Genomic DNA, 20,855 nt, shown 5'->3' with positions numbered 1-20,855 from the left:
ACCCGGGACGCCGATCCCCCTCGGTCGCCGCAGAACGCGGCGATGAGCGCCCGGATCGCCGCGAGACGCGGCAAGGGTCGAGGAGGCTCACCCCGTTTCGCGGCGATCACGCGCCTGTTCGCCGCGAAACGCGGCGAACACGCGACCGGCCGCGCCCCTCAGCGCGCCCGGGCTCGCGACCGAGGACGCGCGGGCGGGATCGGCGGGGCCGGGACGGGGGCGCCGACGTGCCCGACGAGCTCGCCGATGCCCTCGACCGTCATCCGCACCTCGTCGCCCTCGCGCAGCGGCGGCAGGGTGCGGCCGCGCCCCCAGAGCTCGCCGAGGCAGCCGCCGTTGCCGACGGTGCCCGAGCCGAGCACATCCCCCGGGACGACGCGCGCATTGCGCGAGGCGTACGCGACGAGCTCGGCGAACGGCCATCCCATGTTCGACACGAGATCCTCGCCGTATCGCTCGCCGTTGACGGATACCTCGGCGCGCAGGGCGAGGAAGCCGTCCTCGTCGCGGAAGCGCTCGAGCTCGTCGGCCGTGACGATCCACGGCCCGAGGCTCGTGGCGAAGTCCTTGCCCTTGCACGGCCCGAGGCGCACCTTCATCTCCCGCGACTGCAGGTCGCGGGCCGACCAGTCGTTCATGATCGTGTAGCCGAAGATCACGGCGTCCGCCTCGGCCGGCGAGAGGTTCGCACCTGCGCCGCCGAGCACCGCGGCGACCTCGAGCTCGAAGTCGAGCCGCTGCGTCTCGGGCGGGGCGATCGTCTCGCCGGGACCGGCGATCGTGTGCGGGTTCGTGAAGTAGAACGTCGGCGCCTGGTACCACTCGGGCACGACCTCGCTCTTGCCGTCGACCGACGCGCTGACCCCCTCGACGTGCTCCTCGAACGCGACGAAGTCCCGCACGGATGCCGGTAACAGCGGCGCGCGCAGCGTCACGTCGGCAAGGGGCGCGACCGGATGACCCGCGCGCTCGCGAAGCGCGGGGAGCGCCCCGAGGCCCGCGGCGAGCACGTCGCCCACCGTGAGCGCGTCGGGGAACGGGATGACCCCCGCGTCCTCGATGAAGCCGTCCTCCTCGCGGCCGGCGCGTGTCCACCGCCCGATCCTCATGCCCGCGCCTCCGCGACCGGAGCGCTCGCGGCATCCGCCCCGTGCACGCCCGCGGCGAGCGCGGCCGACGTGCGGAAGAGCACGGCATCGGCATCCGCGAGCCCCGCCCCCTGCACGAACCCGACGGGGTCGTCGAGCCCCATGTCGAACGGGAAGTCGCTGCCGAGCACGACGCGGTCGGCCCCCGCGACCTCGACGAGCGCGCGCAGAGTGCGCTCGTCGTGCACGACCGTGTCGAACCAGAGCCGGCGCAGGTACGTCGACGGCGGCTCGGCGCAGCCCCGCGCCTCGGGACGTACCGCCCACGCGCGATCCGAGCGGCCGATCACCGTCGGCAGGTACCCCCCGCCGTGCGCGGCCACGATCCGCAGCTCCGGATGGCGGTCGAGCACGCCCGCGAAGATGAGGTGCGAGAGCGCGACGGCGTTCTCGGTCGGCTGCCCCACGGTGTTCGAGAGGTAGAACCGGTCGAGGCGCTCGTCGAGCGAGCATCCGAACGGGTGCAGGAACACGATCGCGCCGAGCTCGGCGGCGCGGGCCCAGAACGGCTCGAGCCGCTCGTCCGACAGCTCGACGTCTCCCGCGAACGAGGAGATCTCGACCCCGAGCAGCCCGTGTGCGAGAACCGCGTCGTCGAGGCACTCGACGAGACGCGACGGGTGCTGCAGCGGCACGGTGCCGAGCCCGCGGAGGCGGTCGGGGGCGGTCGCGACGTGCGCCGCGATCTGCCGGTTCGCCTCCTTCGCGATCCACACGCCGAGCTCCTCGTCGGCCCACGGATGGAAGTGGTTCGGCGACGGGCTCACCCACTGCTGCGCGACCCCCTGCTCGTCCATGGCGGCGATGCGCGCGGCCGGGTCGGTGAGCAGAGGGATGCGCGCGCCGACCATGCGGCCGGATGCGGCCAGGCTCTCCGGCCCGTTGCGGCGCGCGTCGAGCGCGTTCGCGGCCGCGAAGCCGTCGGGGTCGCGGCGCGCGACCTCCTCCTGCAGTGCGGGCAGAAGGAGGTGCGCGTGGACGTCGATCGCGCCGCTCATGCGGGCTGCGCCATCTGCTGCGCGACGCCGAAGATGAGGCCGGCGGCGTCGGCGTCGCGGTTGTGCTCGAGCTGCCAGCGTCCGAGCTGCACCGACGCCTCGACGACCGCGGTCGCACGCGGCACGCGGCGGGCGTGGAACGCGTCCCAGAGGCCCTGGTCCACGGCGTCGGCGGCGATGAGGAGCTCCGCGAGCACGATGCCGTCCTCCATCGCCTGCGCGGCGCCCTGGGCGACCGTGGGCGGGCAGCTGTGCGCCGCGTCGCCGATGACGACCGTGCGGCCGCGGTTCCACGCGCCGTCGAGGATGTGCGCCGTGAACCACGTGTAGTTGATGCGGCTCGACTCGGACAGGCTCTCGCGGATGGCGTTCCACGGGCCGCCGTAGGCCGCCGAGAGCCCCTTCATGATCTCCACGGCCTCCGCCGGGGCGACGCCGAAGCGATCCTGCGCGTCCTCGACGAGGAACGCGTACATCGTGTCCTCGCCGGTGGGCGTGTAGCCGGCGATGTACGCGGGGCCGCCGTAGTACAGCTGGCTCTGCGTGACCTCGGCCGGCCGCGGGACGAAGGCGCGCCAGATGCCCATGCCCGTGTGCTCGGGCTGGGTCTCGATGCCGATCAGCTCGCGCACGGTCGAGTGGATGCCGTCGGCCCCGATGAGCAGGTCGTACTCGCCGACGGGCGCGCCGCCGACGTCGACGAGCACCCCGCCCTCGGTCTCGCGCACGCCGGTGACCTTCGCGCCGTAGTGCACGCGCACGCCGAGCGACTCGGCGCGCTCGACGAGGATGCGCGCGAGGTCGGGCCGGTACATGCCCATGCAGGCGGGGAAGTCGGGGCCGCCGGTCTTCACCTCGGGAAGCTCGGCGATGACGGGCGCGTCCGGGCCGGGCGCGCGCAGGGTGAGCCCCTCGAACGGGTAGCCCTGGGCTGCGGCCTGCTCCCACACCCCCAGGCGGCCGAGAGCGCGCAGCGCATTGCCCTGCAGCGTGATCCCGGAGCCGAGCGTCGACAGCTCGGGCTTGAGCTCGTACACGTCGACGGAGACGCCGGCCTCGGCGAGCGGGATCGCGGCGGCCAGGCTGGCGGCGCCGCACCCGGCGATCGCGACCTTCGTCACTGCGGTCATGGAAGAACCTCCTCGTTCTCGGATGTGTCTGATGCGGATGGCCCGCGGATGTCGGATGGTCAGAGGATCGCGAGCGGGTTGACCGGCGACCCGACCGCGCCCGTGATCGGGATCGTCGCCGCGGTGAGCAGGAACTCCCATCGTCCCCGTTCCCGGCACGCGTCGGCCAGCCGGTCGAGATCCCACATCTCGCCGACCGTGAGCCCCATGTTGGGGATGACGACCTGGTGCAGGGGCTGGAAGGCCGCGTCGAACTCGTTCGGGCGCACCTCGAAGCCCCACGTGTCGGTCGCGATCGCCGCGATCTCCGAGCGGTGCAGCCATCCGGCCGTCGTGAACGACAGCCCCGCCGAGGGGCCGCCCGCGTAGTCTCCCCAGCCCTCGCGCCGCGCGCGTGCGAGCCGGCCGGTGCGCACGAGCACGATGTCGCCGCGGCCCACGCCGCTCGTCGGGCCCTGCGCGGCGATGCACGCGTCGAGCTCGGCGGCCGTGATCGCGTAGCCGTCCTCGAGCTCGCCCGTCTCGGGTCGCAGGAACGCCCCCAGGTCGAGCAGCACCCCGCGGCTCACGAGCCGGTCGGCCGTGTGCTCGATGCCCGTGACGAGGTCGCCGTCGCTCGTGACGACATCGCCCGCGCGGCGCCCGTTCCACGCGAAGCCGCGGTCGAAGATGTGACCGAGGCCGTCCCACTGCGTCGAGCACTGCAGCGGCATCGCGATCACGTCGTCGGCGCCCCCGATCCCGTGCGGGAAGCCCTGGGCACCGCGCTCGGCGTCGGTGCCGGTGTCGAGCATCGTGTGCACGGGGTTCGTGCGGCGCCGCCATCCCTTCTGCGGTCCGTCCATGTCGAACGACTGCGCGAGCGAGACGACGAGGCCGTCCTGCACGAGGCCGGCGGCCGTCCGCCGCTTGGCGTCGTCGATGAAGTTCAGCGTGCCGACGACGTCGTCCTCGCCCCAGCGCCCCCAGTTCCGGTACGCCTCGGCCGCCGCCGCGATGTGGCCGGCGGGGTCGGCGCGGTCGAGCTCCTGCGGATCCTCGGTGGGCGTCATCGCGCGGTCCCCTCGGCGACGCAGCGCACGACCTGGGCACCCAGGCCCGAGATCGCCCCGGTCATGACGTCGCCGTCGCGCAGGAACCTCTTCCAGTGCTGGCCGTTGCCTGCGGGGCTGCCCGTGAGGAGCAGGTCGCCCGGGAGCAGCGGCATCGTCTGGCTCGCCGCCGAGATGAGCGCGGGGATGTCGAAGAGGAGATCGCTCGTCGAGGAGTCCTGCATCGTCTGCCCGTTGAGCTCGAGGCGCACGCGCGCGTCCTTCTCGTCGACGAGGCCGGCCGGCACGAGGAACGGCCCGGTCGGCAGGAAGCCGGGCGCGTTCTTCGACCGGTACCAGTCGGTGCCGATCTCCTTCATGTCCTTGCGGAACACGAGGTCGCGCGTCGTGATGTCGTTGACGATCGTATAGCCCGCGACGTGCTCCATCGCGTCTTCCCGCGAGACGCGGAACGCCTCGCGGCCGATGACGACGGCGAGCTCGAGCTCCCAGTCGTGCACCTCGCTGTAGGGCGGCAGCGCGAGCGGCACGTCGTCGCCCACGACGCACGCGGGCAGGCCGATGAAGAAGTACGGCTCGCCGCTCGCCGCGCGCTCGTCCATCATGTCGGCCGCGAACGCGCGCGCCTCCTCGGGCGTGCGGTCGGTGTTGTTCGTGAGCCCCGCCGCGACGAGCTCGATGACGTGCTGACGGTAGTTCGCCCCCGTCTGCAGCACCTGGCGCGGCTCGACCGGCGCCGTGAGCACGACGTCGTCCAGCGGCCGCCATGGGCCGTCGGTCTCGGCGAGCGCGGCCATCCGCTCCCAGCCGGCGAAGGCGTCCGCGAGGAACGCGTTGAGGTCGGGGGCGCCGAGCTCATCGGGCCCCACGGGCCGGATGCGATCCCCGGCCACGAGGCCGAGGCGCACCTCCGCGCCGTCACGGTAGCGCGCGAGCGCGAAGCGGTTGTCGAGCCGCGGGTGCGACGTCATCGTCATCTCCTCATCATGAAGCGGATGGCCGGAGTCCGGCCCTGGGGACGCGGGAACGCGGGTCGCGTGCGCGACCCGCGTTCCGTCGGCGTCAGCCCCGGCCCTGGACGGCGTAGGGGTTGAGCAGGGCTTCCTTGATCTCGTCGGGCACGCCCTCCTCGGTGGCGGACGGGCCGTTCGCGGGCGGGAACGACTCGGTCATCGACATCGGCATCGCGCCGTTGCGGTAGAAGTTGTTCGAGCCCTGCGAGGGGCGCCACGTGTTCGCCTCCCAGTCCGGCACGTAGTTGCGGTAACCGCCCGTGTTGAGCTCGATGCGCAGGCTCGAGGGCTCGCGGTAGTAGAGGAACGTCTGCTCGCCGATGCCGTGGATGTTGGGGCCGTACTCGATCGGCGTGCCGTTCTCCATGAGCACGTCGGCGGCGATGAGCAGCTCCTCGCGGGTGTCGACCCAGAAGGCGTAGTGGTTGATGCGGCCGCCGCGGTCGGAGCCGTCGAGCACGACGCCGAGGTCGTGCGACTTCTCGTTGGTCGTCAGCACGCTGAACACCGAGATGGGCGCCTCGTCGAGCACGGTGCGCGCCATGAAGCGGAAGCCGAGGACGCGCACGTACCACTCGACGAACGCGTCGACGTCGCGCGCCGCGATCGTGACGTGGTCGAGCTGGCGCGGGGCGCCCGCGTGAGACGAGCGGCGCGCCGGGCGGTCGGGGTAGATCGACGCCTGGTCTGCGCCCGAGACGTAGTGCTCGACGTCCCAGTGCAGCGTCATGCGGTGCCCCTGCGGGCCGACGAACCGGTAGGCGCGGCCGATCGCGTGCCCCTCGAACCACTCGCCATCGACGCCCTCGGCCTCGAGCCGGCGGACGGCCTCCTCGAGCGCCTCGGGGCTCGTCGTGCGCCATGCGGCGGTCTCGAGCGCGGGCTCGTCGCCCGGGACGACGACGACGCTGTAGCGGTAGTAGTCGCCCCAGCAGCGCAGGTAGACGGCGCCGTCGATGCGGTCGACGACCTGCAGGCCGACCTGCTCCTCGTAGAACTTCACCGACGCCTCGACGTCGGGCGTCGTGATGGCGACGTAGGACAGATGCGAAAGCAGTTTGATCATCTTCGATCCCTTCTCGGGTAGGTCTGCATCCACTCTCCGGCCGTCGGGACTATCAGGGAACCCGAATTCTTCGATCCTCGGCATCACTCTGATTTATGACTCGGTGGACCGCGTGCGCGCTCTTCAGCGCGGCCGATGACCGGCATTCGGATCGCTGATGTCGCCCCCTCCCGCTCCCCCGCCGCGCGCTAGATTCGAAGGGACGACAGCGGCGAAGGCGCCGCGCGCGACGGTGGACGAGGGAGTGACACGACGTGATCGACAAGCAGATCCCGACGGCGGCCGAGGCGGTCGCCGACATCCCGGATGGCGCGAGCATCGCGGTCGGCGGCTTCGGGCTCTCGGGCAACCCCATCGCCCTCATCGAGGCCCTGCTCGCGCAGGGGACCACCGACCTCTCGATCGTGTCGAACAACTGCGGCGTCGACGACTGGGGGCTCGGCGTGCTCCTCGGCGCTCGCCGCATCCGCAAGATGACCTCGTCGTACGTCGGCGAGAACAGGGAGTTCGAGCGGCAGTTCCTCTCCGGCGAGCTCGAGCTCGAGCTCACCCCGCAGGGCACGCTCGCGGAGAAGCTGCGGGCGGGCGGCGCGGGGATCGCGGCGTTCTACACGCAGACGGGCGTGGGCACGCAGGTGGCCGACGGCGGCCTGCCGCGCCGGTACGCCGCCGACGGCTCGGTCGCGGTCGCCTCGCCCGCGAAGGACGTCCGCACCTTCGGCGAGCGCGAGTACGTGCTCGAGGAGGCCATCACGACCGACTTCGCGCTCGTCCACGCCTGGAAGGGCGACCGACACGGCAACCTCGTCTTCCGCAAGGCGGCCCGCAACTTCAACCCGCTCGCCGCGATGGCGGGCCGCGTGTGCATCGCGCAGGTCGAGGAGCTCGTCGAGCCCGGCGCCCTCGACCCCGACGCCGTGCACCTGCCCGGCGTGTTCGTGCACCGGGTCGTCGAGGTGGGCACCGACATCGAGAAGCGCATCGAGAAGCGCACCGTCGCGACCGAGGGGAACTGACATGGCACTCACCCGCTTCCAGATGGCCGCGCGCGCCGCGCGCGAGCTCCACGACGGCGAGTACGTGAACCTCGGCATCGGTCTTCCCACGCTCGTCCCGAACTTCGTGCCCGACGGCGTGACGCTCGTGCTCCAGTCCGAGAACGGCATCCTGGGGGTCGGGCCCTACCCGGCCGAGGACGCCGTCGATCCCGATCTCATCAACGCGGGCAAGGAGACCGTCACGACGCTCCCGGGCGCGGCCTTCTTCGACTCGAGCCTGAGCTTCGGGATGATCCGCGGCGGCAAGATCGACGCGGCCATCCTCGGCGCCATGCAGGTGTCGGCGTCGGGCGACCTCGCGAACTGGATGATCCCCGGCAAGATGGTCAAGGGCCCCGGCGGCGCGATGGATCTCGTGCACGGCGCCGGCCGCGTCATCGTCCTCATGGAGCACGTCGCCAAGGACGGGTCACCCAAGATCGTCGACGCGTGCTCGCTCCCGCTCACGGGGCGGGGCGTCGTCGACCGGATCATCACCGACCTCGCCGTCATCGACGTGACCGCGGACGGGCTCGTCCTCCGCGAGCTCGCGCCGGACGTGACTCTCGACGAGGTCGTCGCGGCCACCCAGCCGGCCCTGATCGTCGCCCTCGAGGAGGAGGCAGCATGAACCCGCAGGACATCCTCATCGTCGCCGCAGCCCGGACCCCGCAGGGGCGGCTGAGCGGGCAGCTCTCGTCGCTGACCGCTCCGCAGCTCGGCAGCGCGGCCATCCGCGGCGCACTCGAGCGCGGGGGCATCGCGCCCGGCGCGGTCGACGCCGTCATCGTGGGCCAGGTGCTCGCGGCCGGATCGGGCCAGAACGCCGCCCGCCAAGCCGCGGTCGGCGCGGGCATCGGCTGGGACGTCCCGTCGCACTCCGTGAACAAGGTCTGCCTCTCGGGGCTGACGGCCGTGATCGACGCCGCGCGGATGATCGCCGTCGGCGACGCCGAGGTCGTCGTCGCGGCCGGCATGGAGTCGATGTCGCGCGCCCCGCATCTGCTCATGGGGTCGCGCACGGGCTGGACCTACGGCTCGGTCGAGGTGCTCGACCACATGGCGCACGACGGACTCACCGACGCGTACGACGGCGTGAGCATGGGGCTCTCGACCGAGAACCACAACCCGCGCTACGGGGTCGAGCGCGCGGCGCAGGACGAGGTCGCCGCGCTGTCGCATCAGCGTGCCGCCGCGGCGGCAGAGGCAGGGGTCTTCGACGACGAGATCGTGCCCGTCGAGATCCCGCAGCGTCGGGGCGAGCCCGTCGTCGTGACGCGGGACGAGGGGATCCGCCCCGACACGACGGTCGAGACCCTCGCGCGGCTGCGCCCCGCGTTTGCCGAGGGCGGGAGCATCACGGCCGGCAACTCGTCGCAGATCTCCGACGGCGCGTCGGCCGTGGTCGTGACGACGCGCGAGCGGGCCGAGCGCGAGGGATGGCGCGCGCTCGCGACGATCGGAGCATCGGGCCAGACCGCGGGCCCCGACAACTCCCTCCAGGCGCAGCCGGCCGCGGCCATCCGCCGTGCCCTCGAGAAGCAGGGTATCGACGTCGCCGACCTCGATCTCGTGGAGATCAACGAGGCGTTCGGCGCCGTCGTCGCGCACTCGGCACGCGAGCTCGGCCTGTCGTCCGACATCGTGAACATCCACGGCGGCGGGATCGCGATCGGGCACCCGATCGGCGCCTCCGGCAACCGCCTCGTCGTGCACGCCGCCCACGAGCTCGCGCGCCGCGGCGGAGGGACCGCCGTGGTCGCCCTGTGCGGTGGAGGAGGCCAGGGCGACGCCCTCGTCCTCACGGCGTGATCGAGGCGTTATCGACCGGCGCTATGGTGATGGCGCCGGTGATCGACGGCGGTGATACGATCCGGGTACGCTCATCGCCGAGCGGACCCGACCCGAGGACCACGCCGCCGTGCCCGATCAGCCGCTGCTCTCACGACTCGACCTGAACCTGCTCGTCTCGCTCGACGCGCTGCTCACCGAGCGCAGCGTGACGCGCGCCGCCGAGCGCCTCCACCTGAGCCAGCCCGCGCTGAGCGCGTCGCTCTCGCGGCTCCGCGCGCACTTCGACGACCCGATCCTGGCGCGGCGCGGCAACGCGTACGAGCTCACGCCGCTCGCGATGCGCCTGACCGAGCACACGACGACGGCGCTCGAGGCCGCGCGTCGGGTCTTCGAGAGCCAGGCCGCGTGGAACCCCGAGCAGTCCACGCGCGAGTTCGCGATCTTCGGTTCGGACTACGGCTTCGCGACGGTCGGGCGGACGGTGAGCCGCATCGCCCGCGAGCGGGCGCCGGGCGTGCGCTTCCGGTTCATGCTCCACAACCAGACCATCGTCGAGGACGCCGCCACGCGCCTGCGCGCCGCCGACGCCATGCTCATCCCGCACGGCTTCCTCACCGACCTGCCGTACGCCGATCTGTGGCAGGACGACTGGGTCGGCATCGCGAGCGCCGACGACGCGCGCATCGGCTCGCAGGCCACGATGAAGGACCTCGCCGAGCGCCCGTGGGTGTTCACCTACCAGTCGCGCGAGGCGTTCACATCGGCGAGCCGCCAGCTGCAGCAGCTCGGCATCGAACCCCGCGTCGAGGCGGTCGTCGAGAGCTTCCTCGCCCTCGGCCACTTCGTCGAGGGCACCGACCGGCTCGGCATCGTGCAGTCGGCGCTCGCGCCGATCGTGGAGCGCTCGGCGGCGGTGCGCACGTTCGCGCTCCCGTTCGACGCGACGCCCGTGCTGAACGCCATGTGGTGGCATCCCGTGCACGACCGCGACCCCGAGCACCAGTGGATGCGCGAGCTCTTCGTCGACGCCGCCGCCGAGCTCGGCGCGCGCGCCGACCCGAAGCGGCTTCCGTAGACTCGGGCCGTGGCGCGCGCACGCCGCGCCGCAGCGGGAGGACGACGCGAGGGTGACGGCACGGACGGCTTTCGGCTGGTCTCGCCTGGCGGCGGCGGCCCTGTGCCTGGTCGCGCTCGTCCACCGGCTCGCCTGGGGCCTCAGCTCGCAGACGATCGCCGGCGAGAACTTCCTCGCCTACCTCACGATCCAGTCGAACATCGCCTTCACGGTGCTCGCGACGATCGCCGGGGTGATCGCCCTCCGACACGACGAGGACCCACCCTGGCTGACCACGGCGCGCGCCCTCATCCTCAGCTGGACGATCACGGCCGGTCTGGCCTTCGCGCTCATCGTCTGGCAGGCGGGGCTGCGCGGCATCCGGATCGACGTGCCCTGGTCGGACGTCGTGCTGCACTTCGTGCTCCCGATCTGGACCATCCTCGCGTGGCTCTTCGGGCCCGGCCGCCGCGCGGCGTCCTGGCGCGTCGTGCCGTTCGTGCTCGTGTACCCGCTCGTGTGGGGCGGCTTCACGATGTGGCGCGGCGCGATCGTCGGATGGTTCCCGTACTACTTCCTCGACCTGCGGCAGGTGTCGGGCTTCGCGGAGTTCGCGGTCACGTGCGCGATCGCACTCGCGATCTTCGCGGGCGTGGCATCGGGGCTCGTGCTGATGAGCCGCATCCGGCCGACCATCCGCGACGCGGACGGGCGCCCCTGACGCGCGCAGGGCCATCCGCTCGATACGCTCGGAGTTCGCCCCCGATGACGGATGTCGGCGGCGCGATCGACGAGGAGGACCCCCGATGAGCCGGTTCGCGATCGGGGAGCACGACTTCCTGCTCGACGGAGAGCCGTTCCGCGTGCTCGCGGGCGCGCTGCACTACTTCCGCGTGCACCCCGATCAGTGGCGCGACCGCATCCGCAAGGCGCGGGCCATGGGGCTGAACACGATCGAGACGTACATCGCGTGGAACGCGCACGCGCCGCGTCGCGGTGAGTTCCGCCTCGACGGGGGCCTCGACCTCGGCCGCTTCCTCGACGACGTCGCGGCCGAGGGCATGCACGCGATCGTGCGACCGGGGCCGTACATCTGCGCCGAGTGGGACAACGGCGGCCTGCCGGCGTGGCTCTTCCGCGACGGCGCCGGGGTGCGCCGCTCCGAGCCCCGGTACCTCGACGCCGTGCGCGAGTACTACGCGCAGATCGCGCCCGTGCTCGTGCCGCGGCAGATCGACGCGGGCGGTCCGATCATCCTCATGCAGGTCGAGAACGAGTACGGCGCGTTCGGCGACGATGCGGCCTATCTGCGCGAGGTCGCCGACCTCACGCGCGCGATCGGGATCACCGTGCCGCTCACGACCGTCGACCAGCCCACCGACGAGATGCTCGCCGCGGGCGGCCTGCCCGACCTGCACCGCACCGGCTCGTTCGGCTCGCGGGCGACCGAGCGGCTCGCCACGCTGCGCCGTCACCAGCCCACGGGGCCGCTCATGTGCTCGGAGTTCTGGTGCGGATGGTTCGACAGCTGGGGCGAGCACCACCACACGACCTCGGCGGAGGACTCGGCCCGCGAGCTCGACGACCTGCTCGCGGCGGGCGCCTCGGTGAACATCTACATGTTCCACGGCGGCACGAACTTCGGATTCACGAACGGAGCGAACGACAAGGGGCGGTACATCCCCATCGTCACGAGCTACGACTACGACGCGCCGCTCGACGAGACGGGCCACCCGACCGCGAAGTACCGCGCGTTCCGCGACGTCATCGCGAAGTACGCGCCGGTCCCCGACGAGGAGCCAGCGGCCGTCCGGCCCGACGCGCCCGTCTTCGACGTCGCGCTCGACCGCGCGCTCTCGCTGTGGGATGGTCTCGAGCTGCTCGGCGCGGAGACCTCGGTCGATCACCTGCCGACGATCGACGAGCTCGACCACTTCGGCGGGTTCACGCTGTACCGCGCCACGCGCCCGATCGAGGCGCCGGGCGTGCTCGCTTTCGACCAGGTCCGTGATCGCGCCCAGGTCTTCCTCGACCGGAAGCCGGTCGGGGTCCTCAGCCGCGATCACGGCGAGCGGCGCATCGCGCTGCCCCACGGCGGCGTGCTCGAGCTGCTCGTCGAGGACCAGGGGCGGGTGAACTACGGCCCGCGCCTCGGCGAGCCCACGGGGCTCATCGGTCCCGCGACGCTCGACGGCGCGCCGATCGACGCGTGGGAGGCGGCACCGCTCACGTGGGAGCGCCTCGACGAGCTGGCCGACCGCGCGAGCGCACACGGATCCGCCGCGCACGCGGGCCCCGGCGTCGCGTTCGGGATGTTCGACGCGCCCGCGGGCCGCGACCTGCTGCTCGACACATCCGGATGGGGCAAGGGCGTCGTGTGGGTGAACGGGTTCTGCCTCGGCCGGTTCTGGTCGAGGGGCCCGCAGCGCACGATGTACGTGCCCGGCCCGGTCGTGCGCGAGACGCGCAACCGGATCGCCGTGCTCGAGCTGCACGCGGGCGAGGCGGTCGCGCGGTTCGTCGCGCAGCCCGACCTCGGCCACACCGAGCTCTGAGACCGCGCTACCCCGCGGACGGAGACGGCTCGGGCGGCGTCGGCTCGGGCGTGGTCGGCTCGGGCGTGGGCGACGCCGGCGCGAAGAACCCGAGCGACTCGAGAGCAGCGGACTGCGCGTCGCCGTCGTCGAGCGCCGCGAACGCCTCGGCCTCGTCGCCGCCCACGAGGCCGACGAGCACGGGCTCGCCGGTCGCGGGCGCGAGATTGAACCAGGTGCGGATGGCGCCCGTCCCGCCGACGAGGTGCCAGATCGCGGCGTCCGTCGCCCAGAATCGCTCCTCGAAGCGGAGCCACACGGTCTCGATCGCGCCCATCCCGAGCGCCGCCACGGCTCCCCGCTGAGCGGCCGGCAGCTCGGGCGAGAACTCGATCCCCTGGTGCTTGAGCACGCCGAGCGGCACCGTGACGACGACCCGGTCGTACGACAGGGCCTCGCCCGTCGCGAGGCGCAGGCTCACGCCGCGGTCGTCGTGCGCGATGCGGACGACGGGCGACGAGAGCGTCACCTGGATGTCATCGAGCGGCCCCTCGACGAGGCCGGCGAGATCGCCCGCCGCCGCGCGCAGCGTGTCGGCGGGCAGCAGCGGCGGGAACCAGCACGACGCATCGGCCGCACTCGCGCCCGTCGTCGCCGCGAGCCAGGCGAGCGACGCGGCGAGCGCCGGATCGTCGAGGTCGGCGCCCGTCGCGAGCAGTGCGGCCTCAAGCGGCACGTCCGCGGCGCCCGCGCTGCCGCGTTCGACCGCCTCGCGCACCGCGTCGAACGCGAGCGTCGCCGTCTCGCCCTGCTCCGACCATCCGGTGGCCGTGTCGAGGTCGATGTCGGGGATCCCGAGCAGCCGCAGGCGCCCGAGGAACGCCTCGTCGTCGTCTCCGAAGGTCCACGCGCCGAGCTGGGCCGGGATCGGCCACGGGTCGTCGGGCACCGAGTGGAGGCGCCCGCCCACGCGGTCGCGCGCCTCGAACACCGTGACGTCGTGACCGGCGTCGGCGAGCGCGCGCGCCGCGACCGCGCCGGCGATGCCCGCTCCCACGACCGCGAGGCGCTCCCCCGGGCCGGCGACCGCGAGCACCTCGTCGGCCGCCCGGGAGCCCGAGCGGTGCGCGCCCATGACCGTCGCCGGCTGCTCGGCGTCGGTCGCCTCGCCCGCGAAGAACACCCGGTCGCCGACCGGCTGCGCGAGCGCCTCCCGGTGCTGCGGCGTCGCGCCGACCGCGATGAAGCTGCGCGCTCCGCGGGCGTACGGGTCGGCCGACCACGTGCTGCGCAGCCAGGCGGAGGGCACCGGCACGCCGTTCGACGGCGTCGGGATCGGCGCCGGCGTCGACGGCGCAGGCGTCGACGGCCCCGGCTGCGGATCGCCCGTGCACGACGCGAGAAGCATCGCGACGGCGCCCGTGCCGGCGCCGACGAGCAGGGTGCGGCGCGTGATCCTCATCGTGTCGCCAGACTACCCGCCGGCGTCGGGTTCGATCCGGTACTGGAACGTCCCCCGGTACGCGTACACGCGGCCCACGACGGGCGCGTCGACCGTCAGCTCCACGCGCTGGCGGCCGACCGCGTCGTCCCAGCTCTCGCGGAGGCGGACGACGGGCGCCACGCGACGCGGGAGGCGCACCCGCAGGCGCCCCCAGCGCAGCCCGACCGACCGGCTCACGAGCACGAGCGCCCCGTCGTCCACCCGCACGTCGAACACCGCAGCGAGCGTCGGGGGCTCGCCGAGCCGATCGACGACGCGTCCTGTCTCGGCGAGCGCGACGGCGTCGACCATCGTCCAGTCGCCGCCCGGGAGCCGCAGCTCCCTGCGGGCGAGCGCGCGGCCATCCGCCGTCCGGTTGACGATCCGGAACGGCACGTCGCGCGCCCAGCCGGCCCACACGACGCCGCGCGCCTCGAGCACGCGCAGCAGGGGATGCAGCCAGCGGCGCGGCGTGCCCACCGTGTCGAACACGCCCTCCCCGACGCCGACGCTCCCCTCGGGGATCGTCGAGAAGTACCGCCGCAGGGTCGGATGGAGCTCGTCGATCCGCGCCCCGAGCGCCCGCGCGTACGGCGATCCGGTCACGCCGCGAGCCTACTCGTCGTCGGAGAGGACCTCGTTCGCGATCCGGAACGCCGTGTTCGCGGCGGGCACGCCCGAGTAGATCGCGGACTGCAGGATGACCTCGCGGATCTCGTCGACCGTGAGGCCGTTGCGGAGGGCAGCGCGCAGGTGCATCGCGAGCTCCTCGTGATGCCCGTGCGCGATGAGCGAGCTGAGCACGGCGACCGAGCGCGACCGGCGATCGAGGCCGGGGCGCGACCAGATGTCCCCCCACGCGTAGCGGGTGATGAGGTCCTGGAAGTCCGCGCTCAACGGCGTCTGATTCGCCGTCGCGCGATCGACGTGCGCGTCGGAGAGCACCGCGCGGCGCACGGCCATCCCCTGGTCGTAGCGCTCCTCGTCGGTGAGCCCCTGGCCGTCGGGTCGGGTCATCGTGCGATCCCCTCGAAGTGGCGGATGAGCTGCTCGGCGACCGCCGCCGGCTGCTCGGCGGGCGCGAGGTGGCTCGCGTCGGGGATCACGGCGGAGCGGCCGTCCTGCACCCCCTGCGCGATCGCCTCGGCGTGGGCGGGCGGCGACACCGGATCGTGCGCGCCCGCGACCGCGAGCACGGGCACCGCGATCTCGCCGAGGCGATCGGCGACGTCGTACTGCGCGAGGGCCTCGCAGCACAGCGCGTAGCTCTCGTCGTCGGCGTCGCTCAGCGCGTGGAGCAGCCGCCCGCTGAGCACCGGCACGCGGGCGATCGAGCCCGGCGCGAACCACCGCTCGGCCGAGCCGCTCACGAGCACGGGCGTGCCCTGCGCGCGCACCTGCGCTGCACGGTCATGCCACGCCTGCGGCTCGCCGAAGCGCGGCGACGCGCACACGATCGCGGCGCGGGAGACGAGGCCCGGGTGCCGCAGCAGGAGCTCGAGCCCCGTCGCGCCGCCCAGCGAGACGCCCGCATAGAGGAAGGGCTCGCCGACCGCCTCGGCCACCGCGTCGGCGAGGTCGCCGACCGTGAAGGGCTCCGCGACCGGCTTCGCGGCGCCGTGCCCCGGGAGGTCCCACAGGGCGACGCGGAAGCGCGCGGCAAGGAGCGGGGCGACGCTCTCCCAGAGGATGGTCGAGGTGCCGAGCGAGGGCCCGAGCACGACGAGCGGGGCGTCGGCGGGGCCGACGGGGGCGGTGAGGGCGATCATGCGCTCTCCTCCTCGGTCAGGGGCGAGTGGTCGGCGGCATCCTCGGTCGCGCGGTCGACGGAGGCCCCCGCGAGCCCCGTGTACCGCGCGGGGTCGAGGAGGTCGTCGACGTCGACGCCGTCGACGCCGGCCTCGGCGAGGGCCGCCGCGACGAGCGCACGCAGGTCGCCGCCCGCTCCCGCGGTTGAGACGATGTCCTTCACGCGATCGCGCCCGAGCACGGGGCCCAGCGCGACGGACAGGCGCTCGGCGACGATGAGCCCTCCGGTCGCGGCGAGGTTCCGCTCCACGGCGTCGCGGTTGACCCGCAGCCCCGAGACGAGGTCGACCGCGTGCGCCGAGGCGCCGAGCGCGAGCCGCAGGAGCTCGCGCAGCGTCGGCCACTCGGCATGCCATGCGCCGTCGGGGCGCTCGTCGACGGCGAGGCCGGCTGCCGAGTGCAGCGTCGCGGCGAGGTGCGGGGCGCGGATGGCGGCGGAGCGGATGAGCACCGACCGCGCGGGATTCTGCTTCTGCGGCATGGCGGACGAGCCGCCGCCCGTGCCCTCCGCGAGCTCGCCGATCTCGGTGCGCGACAGCGTCGCCACGTCGGCGGCGATGAGGCCGAGCGCGTCGAGCGCCTGCGCGAACGCGTCTCCGGCCTCGGTCACGGGCCAGCGGGTGACGTGCCAGACGCCGTCGGGAGCCGCGAGGCCGAGCGCCGTCGCGAAGGCGGCCGGCAGCTCGCTCGCGCGGGCGCGCCCCGCGACCTCGACGAACGAGGCGAGCGTTCCGCCTGCTCCGCCCAGCTGCGCGGGGAACTCCAGCGCGGCCAGCCGCGCTCGCGCCCGGCGGACGGCCCGCAGCCAGTTCGCGGCGCGGAGGCCGACGGTCGTGGGCACCGCGTGCTGGGTGAGCGTGCGCGCGGCGGCCGGCACGTCGCGGTACTCCTGCGCGAAGTGCTCGAGCGACCCGACGACCGCGTCGAGCGAGGCGAGCACGTGCGCCGCGGCGTCCTTCGCGACGAGCATGAGCGCCGTGTCGAGGATGTCCTGGCTCGTCGCGCCCCGGTGGATCCACGGCTTGACGTGCGGCCCCGCGAAGATCCGCAGCTCGTTCGCGAGCGGGATCACGGGGTTCCCGCCGGCGACCGCGGCCAGCGCGAGCGCGTGCACGTCGGCCACGCCCAACGCGTCGGCCTCAGTGCGCACGGCGTCGACGTCCTTCACCGCCCCGACCGCGATGTAGGCCTCGATGAGCGCGCGCTCGGCGAGCACGAGAGCCGACAGCACCGCGGCGTCCGACACCCGATCCTCGCGCCCGGCGGTCACCGGCGAGAGGAGTCCGGCGTCGAAGCGGTCGGGGTCAGTATGCAAGGAAGACGGTCTCCTCATCCCCCTGCAGCCGGATGTCGTGGTGCAGGTAGCCATCGGACGTGCGTGTCGCGATGAGCGTAGCGCGCTCGCCCTCGTCGAGGGAGGCGAGGAGCGGGTCCTGCGCGAGGCGCTCGGGCTCCTCCGGCAGGTAGATGCGCGTGTGCAGCTTGTTGGGAAGCCCGCGCGCCCACAGCACCACCGCGAAGAACGGCGCCTTGCCCTCGATGGGGCCGGGGTTGCGCGTCCAGAACTCGTAGTGGCCCTCGTCATCCGTGAACGAGCGGCCGTAGCCCGTGAACGAATGCCCGTCGCGGCGGAGCGTTCCGCGCGCACGCGGCACCGTGCCATCCGTGTCGGCGCCGAAGATCTCGACGACGGCGTCGGGGATGGGGTGCCCGTTGCCGTCGCGCACGGTGCCGCCGAGCACGATCGCGCCGGGGCTGTGCGGGAAGGCGACCTGCGCCATCCCGTCGAACTCGAGACCGAACTTGAAGAACGGTCCGACGGTCTGGCCGGCGGTGGGGGCGAGCGTCTTCTCGCCGAGGTCGCTGCGGGTCATCAGTGCTCGTCTCCCTCGGGCTCGAACCACGTCGCGTCGGGGCCGTCGACGACGATGTCCCAGCGGTAGCCCATCGAGAACTCGGGCACCGTGAGGTCGTGGTCGTAGGTCGCGATGAGCCGCTCGCGGTCCTTCTGGTCGCGGATCGTGTTGTAGATCGGGTCGAGCGCGAACAGCGGGTCGCTCGGGAAGTACATCTGCGTCACGAGGCGCTGCGTGAAGCCGCGGCCGAAGACGGAGAAGTGGATGTGCGCAGGACGCCACGCGTTGACGTGGTTCTTCCACGGGTACGGGCCCGGCTTGATCGTCGTGAAGGAGTACTCGCCGTTGGCGTTGGTGATCGTGCGGCCGGCGCCCGTGAAGTTCGGGTCGAGCGGAGCGGGGTGCTGGTCGCGCTGGTGGATGTAGCGGCCCGCGGCGTTGGCCTGCCACAGCTCGATGAGCTGGTTCGCGATCGGGCGCCCCCAGCCGTCGAGCAGACGGCCGCTCACGGTCATCCGCTCGCCCTGCGGCTCGCCCGCGTGCTGCAGCGTCAGGTCGGACTCGATCGCCGCGACATCCCGCTCGCCGTAGGCGGGCGACCACAGCTCGATCGTCTCGGGGTCGACGAGCTTGGGGTTCTTCGTCGGGTGACGCAGGATGCTCGACCGGTACGGGGGGAAGTCGTAGAGCGTGCTGGGCACGTTCTCGCCCGCGGCCACGCGCGCGGCGGCGTCGGCGTGGATCTGCCGGATCTCCTCGGTGATCTCGGCCTGGCTAACCTGATCGGGCGAGGCGAGCAGCGACTCGGGGGCCGCCGCGGTCTGCTCTGGCGTCATGGTGTCTCCTTCGACGAGGTGCCGGTCCAGTGTGGCGCGACCGCCGCGCCGACGGGCGGGATTCTCCCGGTGAGTGGGAGGAGCGGCCGGGAGGGGCGGCGGAGGGGCGTTCGGGCGGCGCTCGCGGGACACAGCGCAGGAGTTCCGGGCGCGACGCGGACGGCGAGCCGCGTGATTCCGGGGGCGGGCAGCCGCGCGGGCGCGGGAACTCCTGCGTCGCGTCCCGGGCGGATGGCGGGAGCGAGCTCGTCAGCTCGCGTCGCGGAGCTCGCGCGTCAGGGCGGCGGCCGTCTGCCGCACGAGAGCCGCGAGGCGCCGCTCATCCGCCGTGTCGATGTGCGCGACGACGCCGATCGCCGTGGGCGGGAGCCCGCGCACATGCCCGAGCATCGCGGCGATCGAGATGTTGCCGAGGGTCATCTCCTCGCGCGCGACCGCGTAGCCGCGGGCCTTGGTGGCGGCGAGGTCGGCGCGCACGGCCTCCTCGGACGTGAGGGAGTGCACGGTCTCGCGCTCGAGCGGCGCCCGGAAGAACTGCCGCAGCCACTCCTCCCCCTGCTGCGCGAGCATGGCCTTGCCGACGCCGACGGTGTGGAGCGGGTGGCGCCCGCCCATGCGCGACAGGGTCGGGATGGATCCGTGGCCCGTGACGCGTCCGACGTAGAGCGCGGATGCGCGTTCGGGCGTCGGCGCGTCGAGCACCGCGAGGTGGACGTTCTCGCCGGTCGCCTCGTAGAGCCGCTGCATGTGCGGCAGCGCGGTCTCGCGCAGCCGGAGGGACAGCGGCGAGAGCTCGCCCAGCTCCCACAGCCGCGGTCCGACGATGTAGCGCCGCCCCGGAGCGCGGGCGAGCAGGCCGTGATCGACGAGCTGGGCGAGGATGCGGTGGAGGGTCGACGACGACAGCCCCGTCTGCTCCGACAGCCGCGTCGCGCTGAGATCGGGCTCGTCGGCCGTGAAGCACGCGAGGATCCGCATCGCCCGCGTGAGGACCCCTTCGCCCTCTCCCTCCACTCCCATGTCTCGATTGTCGCGCCTCTGGGCCATCCGAACCCGCACGACTCGAGACATGGAGACCTGGCCGGATGGCCTCCCGCGTCCCCCGAATCGGATCCGTGCGACAAGAGTCGCCCCCTGCGCACGACACGCGCACACGCGCCCCAGCCATCCGATTCCGGTCACGCACGAGGCGAGACATGCCCGGGCGGCGGGCGACAATGGCCCCATGGCGAACTCCCCGTCGGGCGACTCGGTCACCGAGCGGATCGTGCGCGTGCTCGAGACGTTCACGACCGACCGCACGGTGCAGACGACCGCCGAGATCGGCCGACGCGCCGGCCTGCCCTCGTCGACGGCGCATCGGATGGTCGCCGACCTCGTCGCGTCGGGGCTGCTGGAGCGGGATGGCGAGCGCCGCATCCGCCTCGGCCTGCGCCTGTGGGAGCTCGCCGAGCGCGGTTCCCTCGCCCTGCGGCTGCGACAGGTCGCCCTGCCGTTCATGGAGCGCGTGCAGAGCCGGATCCGCGAGCACACCCAGCTCGCAGTGCTCGAGCGGGGCGAGGCGCTCTTCCTCGAGCGCCTCTCGTCGCCGACGTCGGGCGCCAACATCACGCGCGTCGCCGGGCGGCTGCCCCTGCACGCATCGTCGTCGGGTCTCATCCTCCTCGCGTTCGCTCCGGAGGAGGAGCGCGAGCGGGTGCTCGCCGAGCCGCTCGCCGCGGTCTCACCGGAGACCGTCGTCGACCCGATCGAGCTGCGGCGCCGCCTCGGCGCCATCCGACGCGACGGATTCGTCGTCGCCGAGGGCTCGATCGAGTCGGTGTCGACCGGCGTCGCCGTTCCGGTGCGGGATGGCCGGGGCCCGGTGATCGCGGCCCTGTCGGTCGTTCTGCCGCGCGAGGCGCCGACCGCCGGCGCGGTCGAGGAGCTCCGTGCAGCGGCGGCCGGGATCTCCGCTTCGCTCGGCGCGTCCCGGCGCTGACGGCGCGGGACACGATTCCCGTTGAACGGGAACAAGCGCGCAGCCAACCCGTCCCGCCGGGGAG

At 73.3% G+C, this 20,855-nt stretch carries 21 protein-coding genes; 7 read left to right on the top strand and 14 right to left on the bottom strand.

Features of this window, described 5'->3' with window-relative positions:
- Positions 1-158: 158 nt before the first annotated feature.
- The 6 genes from ACOWU6_RS06610 to ACOWU6_RS06585 form a co-directional block, all read right to left on the bottom strand.
- A complete protein-coding gene (locus tag ACOWU6_RS06610; RefSeq protein WP_421075162.1) occupies positions 159-1,109 on the bottom strand; it encodes a fumarylacetoacetate hydrolase family protein in 951 nt (316 codons plus the stop codon).
- Positions 1,106-2,146, bottom strand: a complete 1,041-nt coding sequence (locus tag ACOWU6_RS06605; protein ID WP_421075161.1) for an amidohydrolase family protein — start codon at positions 2,144-2,146, stop codon at positions 1,106-1,108. Before ACOWU6_RS06605 ends, ACOWU6_RS06610 begins: the two co-directional genes overlap by 4 nt.
- Positions 2,143-3,276 carry an FAD-dependent monooxygenase gene (locus tag ACOWU6_RS06600; RefSeq protein ID WP_421075160.1) on the bottom strand — a complete coding sequence of 378 codons (1,134 nt, stop codon included), beginning with the start codon at positions 3,274-3,276 and terminating at the stop codon, positions 2,143-2,145. The genes ACOWU6_RS06605 and ACOWU6_RS06600 overlap by 4 nt, the downstream gene beginning before the upstream one ends.
- Positions 3,277-3,335: 59 nt before the next feature.
- Entirely contained in the window at positions 3,336-4,328 is a 993-nt protein-coding gene (locus ACOWU6_RS06595) for a cyclase family protein (RefSeq protein WP_421075159.1), read from the bottom strand.
- The gene (locus ACOWU6_RS06590) at positions 4,325-5,305 is read right to left on the bottom strand and encodes a fumarylacetoacetate hydrolase family protein (protein ID WP_421075158.1); all 981 of its coding nucleotides are present in this window, start codon (positions 5,303-5,305) and stop codon (positions 4,325-4,327) included. Before ACOWU6_RS06590 ends, ACOWU6_RS06595 begins: the two co-directional genes overlap by 4 nt.
- An 85-nt stretch (positions 5,306-5,390) precedes the next feature.
- A complete protein-coding gene (locus ACOWU6_RS06585) occupies positions 5,391-6,407 on the bottom strand; it encodes a VOC family protein (protein ID WP_421075157.1) in 1,017 nt (338 codons plus the stop codon).
- A gap of 254 nt (positions 6,408-6,661) precedes the next feature.
- Here ACOWU6_RS06585 and ACOWU6_RS06580 point away from each other — a divergent pair, with 254 nt between their 5' ends.
- The 6 genes from ACOWU6_RS06580 (at position 6,662) to ACOWU6_RS06555 (ending at position 12,847) form a co-directional block, all read left to right on the top strand.
- Complete coding sequence (locus ACOWU6_RS06580) at positions 6,662-7,423, top strand: CoA transferase subunit A (protein WP_271172961.1); 762 nt, start codon at positions 6,662-6,664, stop codon at positions 7,421-7,423.
- Between the two features lies 1 nt (position 7,424).
- Positions 7,425-8,075, top strand: a complete 651-nt coding sequence (locus tag ACOWU6_RS06575; protein ID WP_271172962.1) for a CoA transferase subunit B — start codon at positions 7,425-7,427, stop codon at positions 8,073-8,075.
- On the top strand, positions 8,072-9,256 hold the full coding sequence (locus ACOWU6_RS06570) for an acetyl-CoA C-acetyltransferase (protein ID WP_282978797.1): 1,185 nt from the start codon (positions 8,072-8,074) through the stop codon (positions 9,254-9,256). Before ACOWU6_RS06575 ends, ACOWU6_RS06570 begins: the two co-directional genes overlap by 4 nt.
- 109 nt (positions 9,257-9,365) lie before the next feature.
- Positions 9,366-10,313 (top strand): LysR family transcriptional regulator, encoded by a 948-nt coding sequence (locus ACOWU6_RS06565; protein WP_271172964.1) that lies wholly within the window; start codon positions 9,366-9,368, stop codon positions 10,311-10,313.
- Between the two features lie 52 nt (positions 10,314-10,365).
- The gene (locus tag ACOWU6_RS06560) at positions 10,366-11,013 is read left to right on the top strand and encodes a Pr6Pr family membrane protein (protein WP_421075156.1); all 648 of its coding nucleotides are present in this window, start codon (positions 10,366-10,368) and stop codon (positions 11,011-11,013) included.
- Positions 11,014-11,098: 85 nt separating this feature from the next.
- Positions 11,099-12,847, top strand: a complete 1,749-nt coding sequence (locus ACOWU6_RS06555) for a glycoside hydrolase family 35 protein (RefSeq protein WP_421075155.1) — start codon at positions 11,099-11,101, stop codon at positions 12,845-12,847.
- A 7-nt stretch (positions 12,848-12,854) separates the two neighbouring features.
- Here ACOWU6_RS06555 and ACOWU6_RS06550 read toward each other — a convergent pair whose 3' ends face one another.
- The 8 genes from ACOWU6_RS06550 to ACOWU6_RS06515 all read right to left on the bottom strand — a co-directional run bounded on the left by ACOWU6_RS06550 (position 12,855) and on the right by ACOWU6_RS06515 (position 19,830).
- Positions 12,855-14,288, bottom strand: a complete 1,434-nt coding sequence (locus ACOWU6_RS06550) for an FAD-dependent oxidoreductase (protein ID WP_421075154.1) — start codon at positions 14,286-14,288, stop codon at positions 12,855-12,857.
- A 12-nt stretch (positions 14,289-14,300) separates the two neighbouring features.
- On the bottom strand, positions 14,301-14,915 hold the full coding sequence (locus tag ACOWU6_RS06545) for a DUF4166 domain-containing protein (protein ID WP_421075153.1): 615 nt from the start codon (positions 14,913-14,915) through the stop codon (positions 14,301-14,303).
- A gap of 9 nt (positions 14,916-14,924) precedes the next feature.
- The gene (gene pcaC / locus ACOWU6_RS06540) at positions 14,925-15,326 is read right to left on the bottom strand and encodes a 4-carboxymuconolactone decarboxylase (RefSeq protein ID WP_421075152.1); all 402 of its coding nucleotides are present in this window, start codon (positions 15,324-15,326) and stop codon (positions 14,925-14,927) included.
- A complete protein-coding gene (locus ACOWU6_RS06535; RefSeq protein ID WP_421075151.1) occupies positions 15,323-16,078 on the bottom strand; it encodes an alpha/beta fold hydrolase in 756 nt (251 codons plus the stop codon). Before ACOWU6_RS06535 ends, pcaC begins: the two co-directional genes overlap by 4 nt.
- Positions 16,075-17,433 (bottom strand): lyase family protein, encoded by a 1,359-nt coding sequence (locus ACOWU6_RS06530; RefSeq protein ID WP_421075150.1) that lies wholly within the window; start codon positions 17,431-17,433, stop codon positions 16,075-16,077. The genes ACOWU6_RS06535 and ACOWU6_RS06530 overlap by 4 nt, the downstream gene beginning before the upstream one ends.
- Complete coding sequence (pcaG, locus tag ACOWU6_RS06525) at positions 17,423-17,992, bottom strand: protocatechuate 3,4-dioxygenase subunit alpha (protein ID WP_282978808.1); 570 nt, start codon at positions 17,990-17,992, stop codon at positions 17,423-17,425. Before pcaG ends, ACOWU6_RS06530 begins: the two co-directional genes overlap by 11 nt.
- Positions 17,992-18,810 (bottom strand): protocatechuate 3,4-dioxygenase subunit beta, encoded by an 819-nt coding sequence (pcaH, locus tag ACOWU6_RS06520; protein ID WP_271172973.1) that lies wholly within the window; start codon positions 18,808-18,810, stop codon positions 17,992-17,994. Before pcaH ends, pcaG begins: the two co-directional genes overlap by 1 nt.
- A gap of 249 nt (positions 18,811-19,059) precedes the next feature.
- A complete protein-coding gene (locus tag ACOWU6_RS06515) occupies positions 19,060-19,830 on the bottom strand; it encodes an IclR family transcriptional regulator (protein WP_324013694.1) in 771 nt (256 codons plus the stop codon).
- Between the two features lie 205 nt (positions 19,831-20,035).
- On the opposite strand from ACOWU6_RS06515, the gene ACOWU6_RS06510 reads away from it, so the two are divergent.
- A complete protein-coding gene (locus ACOWU6_RS06510) occupies positions 20,036-20,791 on the top strand; it encodes an IclR family transcriptional regulator (protein WP_421075149.1) in 756 nt (251 codons plus the stop codon).
- Positions 20,792-20,855: the final 64 nt, after the last annotated feature.

It is taken from the genome of Microbacterium sp. SA156 (genome assembly GCF_049065455.1).
Taxonomy (GTDB): Bacteria; Actinomycetota; Actinomycetes; order Actinomycetales; family Microbacteriaceae; genus Microbacterium; species Microbacterium barkeri.
Note: the sequence above shows the minus strand (reverse complement) of the source record. Positions and strands in the feature narration are given on the sequence as shown.

Bases quoted from the DNA above. Each gene is read 5' to 3' on its own strand.
- ACOWU6_RS06515 (WP_324013694.1), bottom strand. From the start codon at position 19,830: ATGGGAGTGGAGGGAGAGGGCGAAGGGGTCCTCACGCGGGCGATGCGG.
- ACOWU6_RS06550 (WP_421075154.1), bottom strand. From the start codon at position 14,288: ATGAGGATCACGCGCCGCACCCTGCTCGTCGGCGCCGGCACGGGCGCC.
- ACOWU6_RS06570 (WP_282978797.1), top strand. From the start codon at position 8,072: ATGAACCCGCAGGACATCCTCATCGTCGCCGCAGCCCGGACCCCGCAG.
- pcaG (WP_282978808.1), bottom strand. From the start codon at position 17,992: ATGACCCGCAGCGACCTCGGCGAGAAGACGCTCGCCCCCACCGCCGGC.
- ACOWU6_RS06510 (WP_421075149.1), top strand. From the start codon at position 20,036: ATGGCGAACTCCCCGTCGGGCGACTCGGTCACCGAGCGGATCGTGCGC.
- ACOWU6_RS06590 (WP_421075158.1), bottom strand. From the start codon at position 5,305: ATGACGATGACGTCGCACCCGCGGCTCGACAACCGCTTCGCGCTCGCG.
- ACOWU6_RS06600 (WP_421075160.1), bottom strand. From the start codon at position 3,276: ATGACCGCAGTGACGAAGGTCGCGATCGCCGGGTGCGGCGCCGCCAGC.
- ACOWU6_RS06605 (WP_421075161.1), bottom strand. From the start codon at position 2,146: ATGAGCGGCGCGATCGACGTCCACGCGCACCTCCTTCTGCCCGCACTG.
- pcaH (WP_271172973.1), bottom strand. From the start codon at position 18,810: ATGACGCCAGAGCAGACCGCGGCGGCCCCCGAGTCGCTGCTCGCCTCG.
- ACOWU6_RS06535 (WP_421075151.1), bottom strand. From the start codon at position 16,078: ATGATCGCCCTCACCGCCCCCGTCGGCCCCGCCGACGCCCCGCTCGTC.
- ACOWU6_RS06585 (WP_421075157.1), bottom strand. From the start codon at position 6,407: ATGATCAAACTGCTTTCGCATCTGTCCTACGTCGCCATCACGACGCCC.
- pcaC (WP_421075152.1), bottom strand. From the start codon at position 15,326: ATGACCCGACCCGACGGCCAGGGGCTCACCGACGAGGAGCGCTACGAC.
- ACOWU6_RS06575 (WP_271172962.1), top strand. From the start codon at position 7,425: ATGGCACTCACCCGCTTCCAGATGGCCGCGCGCGCCGCGCGCGAGCTC.
- ACOWU6_RS06595 (WP_421075159.1), bottom strand. From the start codon at position 4,328: ATGACGCCCACCGAGGATCCGCAGGAGCTCGACCGCGCCGACCCCGCC.
- ACOWU6_RS06610 (WP_421075162.1), bottom strand. From the start codon at position 1,109: ATGAGGATCGGGCGGTGGACACGCGCCGGCCGCGAGGAGGACGGCTTC.
- ACOWU6_RS06555 (WP_421075155.1), top strand. From the start codon at position 11,099: ATGAGCCGGTTCGCGATCGGGGAGCACGACTTCCTGCTCGACGGAGAG.